Raw genomic sequence first — 4,124 nt, forward strand, 5'->3', positions numbered from 1 at the left:
TGCTCCCGCAGCGCCTCCAGCTCGGCCCGCTCGTCCGGGGGCGGGTCGTAGACGGCGACGAGGTCGCGCAGCTTGGCGGCGGTCAACCTGCGCTTGCCCGCCTCGATGGCGGACAGGTTGGTCCCGCCGATGCCGGTGGTGCGGCCCACGTGCGCCGCGGTCAGCCCCAACCGCTCCCGGTGCTCGCGCAACCGCAGTCCCAGCTCCCACGCCTGGACCGTGCTGGAGAGCGGACCGGGATGCGGGCTGTCGACCATGGGGGGTGCTGCTCCCTGCGGGTGAGGGGACTGGGCCGGACGGAGGGGAAGCGGCACACAGCGTAGTGCGGTTCTCTACTCGATCGAACGATACCGCCGCGATAACTATCGGCGATAAGTTGCTCTCGCTGGCTTCGGTGCGGGAGTTCCGCGCGTACCGGGAAGGGGTGGTCCCATGGGCATCCGCGAATTCCGGTGGCTGCCCCACGAAGGGCTCCGCCACGCCATTCCCGACGCGCTGACGGCGGACCAGCGGGGGCGGACGCTGTGCGGCGTGCCGGTGACCGTACCCCGCGTCACCCCGCCCGCCTTCCCCGACGGCTGCTGGCCCACCTGCCGCTCCTGCGACGCCGAGTGGCGCAAGCGCGAGGGCATTCCCTCCTTCCCCCGGCAGCGTCCCGGCTCCCCGGTGCTGGCGGGCCGGTGAGCGGGTCAGGGCAGGCGGACCTCTCCGGGGTCGCGGTCGGCCCGCAGACCCCGCCACCAGGGGCGCCGCAGCCGCCCCTCAGCGCTCCACCGGTCGAACTCCACCTCGCCCACCAGCACCGGCCGGACCCAGCGCGCGCCGTGGCCGAGCCCGTCCGGCAGCGGCTCGGTGAACGGGCTGGTGCGCCGCTCCAGCCGCGCCAGGCACCGGTCCAGATCACCCAGCAGCCGGTCGGCGAACCCGGTGCCCACCTGCCCGACGTAGACCAGCCCCGTGTCGCCGTGCGCGCCCAGCAGCAACGACCCCACGGTGTCCGGGTGCGCTCCCCGGTCCGGCCGCCAGCCGCCCACCACGACGTCCCGCGTCCGCCGCAACGTGGTCTGCACCCACGCCGCCGAGCGGCGGCCGGGTTCGTAGCGCGACGAGGACAGCTTGGCCACCACGCCCGCCAGCCCGTGCTGCCCGGCGACCCGCAGCAAGGTCGCCGGGTCGGCGTCGGGGAAGCTGGGCGGCACCTGCACGGCGTGCTCACCGGGCAGCTCCAGCCCGGTGAGCACGGCCCGCCGGGTGGTGTAGGGCAGCTCCAGCAGCGACCGCCCGTCCAGGCGCAGCAGGTCGAAGGCGTAGAACGCGGCCGGTGCGGGGCGCAGCGCGCGGATGCCCGCCTCGGAGCGGGTGCGCTGCTGCAGCAGGCGGAAGTCCGGCCGCCGGTCCGGCCCCAGCGCGACGATCTCGCCGTCGAGCACCGCGGTGCGCCCGCACAGCAGTTCGGGCAGCACACCCAGCTCCGGGAACCGGCCCAGCAGGTCCAGCCCGTTGCGGCCGAGCACGCGCACTCGCGCGCCCGCGCAGTGGGCCACCGCGCGGTAGCCGTCCCACGCGAACTCCACCGACCAGCCGCGCCCGGCGGGCGGCTCGCCCGGCACGGCGAGCATCGGCGGGACGGGATCAGGCAGGCGGTCCACCGCCTTCGCCGCACGCGCCACCGGTCACCTCCCGCACGTCCCGAGAGTCATCCTCATCGACAATCCCGGAGGCGGCGACCCGAGCGTCCCCGCGGCACCGGAACCGGCTTCACCCGAAGGGCGCACGCCCGTTGCGCCGCCGGAACCCCTGGGGCTACCCGCAGTTCGCGGAGCCGGCAGTGTGATGGGTGTCGCGCCGCACCCGGCAGCGTGGAAGGGTGACGCATGGCTTTCACGTCCCGCAGGCTCAACTTACGGCAGACACCGTCCGCCCACCCGGCCGCGGAAGGTGTCCTGGTGGTCATCGGCGAGATCGACGCCGAGGCCAGCACGTCGTTCCGGACCGAGCTCACCGCCTTCGTCGGGACCCAGGGCGGCGACGTCATCCTCGACCTGAGCGAAGTCGGCCTCATCACCGCGGCGGGCGTGCGCGTCCTGCTGGAGATCGCCGACCGCCTCTCCGGCACCGCCCGCAGGCTGCGCCTGGTGGCCAGCGCCGAAGTGCGGCGGGTGCTGCGCGCGGTCAGGGTCGCCGACGTCCTGGAGACCTACGACGAGCTCGACGACGCGGTCGGCGCGCAGGCCGCCGCCCTGCGCCGGACCTTCTACCGCGCGGCCGACTCGGGCGTGGTCGACGTGACCCCCGACGAACTGCACCGGCTGCGCCGCGAGATCGGCGACCTGCGCGCCAAGCTGCGCACCCGACCGCTGCTGGCCCGCGCGCTGGGCGTGCTCCAGGAGCGCTACCGGCTGCCCGACGAGGACACCGCCCGCCGCCTGCTGCGCGAAGCGTCCCAGCGGTACAACCTGAAGATGCGCATGGTGGCCGCCGCCGTGCTCAACGCGCCGCCCCCGGCCACGGGAGGGGCCGCGCTGTGGTTCCCCCACCGGGTGCGCTTCCCCGCGCCCGCGACGATGTTCCCCGCCTCGGGGCGTCGCCGCACGCACACCCTGCCCTCGCTGCTGGACGCCGTGCTGGACACCGCGCTGACGTGCACCGCGACCGCCATCGGCTACCTGCAGCTGGTCGACACCGGTATCGGCGGGCTGCGGCTGGAGCGGTACCGGGGTTTCACCGCGGAGCTGGCCGACCTGCTCGCCCACGTCGACGGCGGGAGCACCTCGTGCGCGTTGGCGCTGGAGCGCCGGACCCGCGTGGTGTTCCACGACATCGCGGACAGCACGGTGCTGACGAGCAAGCGCGTGCAGGAGGTCATGCTCGGTGCGGGCATCAGGGCCGTGCAGAGCACGCCGCTGCTCGCGCCCTCCCGGCGTTGCCTCGGCGTGGTGTCCACCTGCCACACCCGCGCCGAGCACGTGCCCTCGGCCGTCGAGCGGGGTCAGCTCGACGACATCGCCTGCCAGGCGGGGCAGTGGCTGGAGTGGCACGAGCAGACCACGGTCCTGGACGCGCTGGAGGACCTGCACGGCCGCGCGAGGGCGGCCACCCACCGAAACGGGCAGCGCTGATCGCCGTCCCGAAGGGACACCCGGTGGAGTGAGAACAGCGCCCGTATGGGCGATGCACCACGCCACCAGCACGGGCAACGTGGTCCCAATGCGGGATTACGGCTGCGTCGGGGGAGTGGTTCGCTTGTCACCACAGGACTTCTCACGCCGGGACTTCCTCGTGCGCGGCGGTCAGGCCGCAGCGGGGCTCGGGGTGGCCGGAGCGGGTTCGCGGGTGGCCGCGGCGGCGCAGACCGATCCCGGTGGCCGGGGCGGTGTGGTGCTGCGGGAGGGCACCAACACCTCCGCCGCGCTGTCCCCGGACGGGACGCGCTTGGCGATCGACCTGGTGACCGCGATCTGGGTGCTGCCCGCGACGGGCGGCCGGGCGCGCAGGCTGACCGGGGACCTGCAGGACGCGACGCTGCCCTCCTGGTCGCCCGACGGTCGCGGCCTGGTGTTCCAGTCGTACCGGGACGGCAACTTCCACCTGTGGGTCGTGGACGCGGACGGCGGTGAACCGCGGCAGCTGACCACGGGCGAGCACGACCACCGGGAACCGGTGTTCTCGCCCGACGGCGGCACGGTGGCGTTCACCAGCGACCGGGGCGGCAGCTACGGGCTCTGGTTGCTCGACCTCGCCTCCGGCGGGATCACCCCGGTGGCCACCGACCCGGCGGACGAGGTGGCCGCGCCGCGCTGGTCCCCCGATGGAACGAAGATCGTCTTCGCGGTCAACGAAACCGCGATCGACGTCGTGGCCGTCGGCAGCGGGCAGCGCACGCGACTGGTCACCGCCCCCGAGGGCGGACGGGTGCACGGACCCGCCTTCGGGCCGGGCGGCGTGCCCAGCTACACCCTGGTCCGCGGCCCCAGGGCGGACCTGGTGCTGGGGGAGCGGCAGCTCACCGACGGCGAGGACGTGTTCGGGTTCGCCGCCACCTGGACCGGCGACTCCGCCCTCTACACCGCTGACGGCCGCATCCGCCGCCGCGACCTGTCCGGGGCGGTGCGCGACATCCCGTT

The 4,124-nt window shown here is 74.6% G+C and carries 5 protein-coding genes; 3 read left to right on the plus strand and 2 right to left on the minus strand.

Annotated features, from left to right (window positions below):
* Positions 1-257 (minus strand): helix-turn-helix domain-containing protein (locus IEZ00_RS37355; RefSeq protein WP_229796233.1); only part of this gene is annotated, 257 nt, incomplete at its 3' end.
* A 175-nt stretch (positions 258-432) separates the two neighbouring features.
* Here IEZ00_RS37355 and IEZ00_RS30250 point away from each other — a divergent pair.
* Positions 433-684, plus strand: coding sequence for an HC3 family zinc finger protein (locus tag IEZ00_RS30250; protein ID WP_189226773.1), 252 nt, complete (start codon positions 433-435; stop codon positions 682-684).
* Positions 685-689: 5 nt separating this feature from the next.
* Here the strand turns inward: IEZ00_RS30250 and ligD are convergent, their stop codons facing one another.
* On the minus strand, positions 690-1,670 hold the full coding sequence (gene ligD, locus IEZ00_RS30255; RefSeq protein ID WP_229796234.1) for a non-homologous end-joining DNA ligase: 981 nt from the start codon (positions 1,668-1,670) through the stop codon (positions 690-692).
* A 204-nt stretch (positions 1,671-1,874) separates the two neighbouring features.
* On the opposite strand from ligD, the gene IEZ00_RS30260 reads away from it, so the two are divergent.
* Together IEZ00_RS30260 and IEZ00_RS37360 are read left to right on the plus strand one after the other, a co-directional pair.
* Complete coding sequence (locus IEZ00_RS30260; RefSeq protein ID WP_189226774.1) at positions 1,875-3,119, plus strand: ANTAR domain-containing protein; 1,245 nt, start codon at positions 1,875-1,877, stop codon at positions 3,117-3,119.
* A 124-nt stretch (positions 3,120-3,243) separates the two neighbouring features.
* On the plus strand, positions 3,244-4,124 hold an 881-nt coding region (locus IEZ00_RS37360), incomplete at its 3' end, for a TolB family protein (protein ID WP_373293225.1).

It is taken from the genome of Saccharothrix coeruleofusca, from assembly GCF_014648515.1.
Lineage (GTDB): Bacteria > Actinomycetota > Actinomycetes > Mycobacteriales > Pseudonocardiaceae > Actinosynnema > Actinosynnema coeruleofuscum.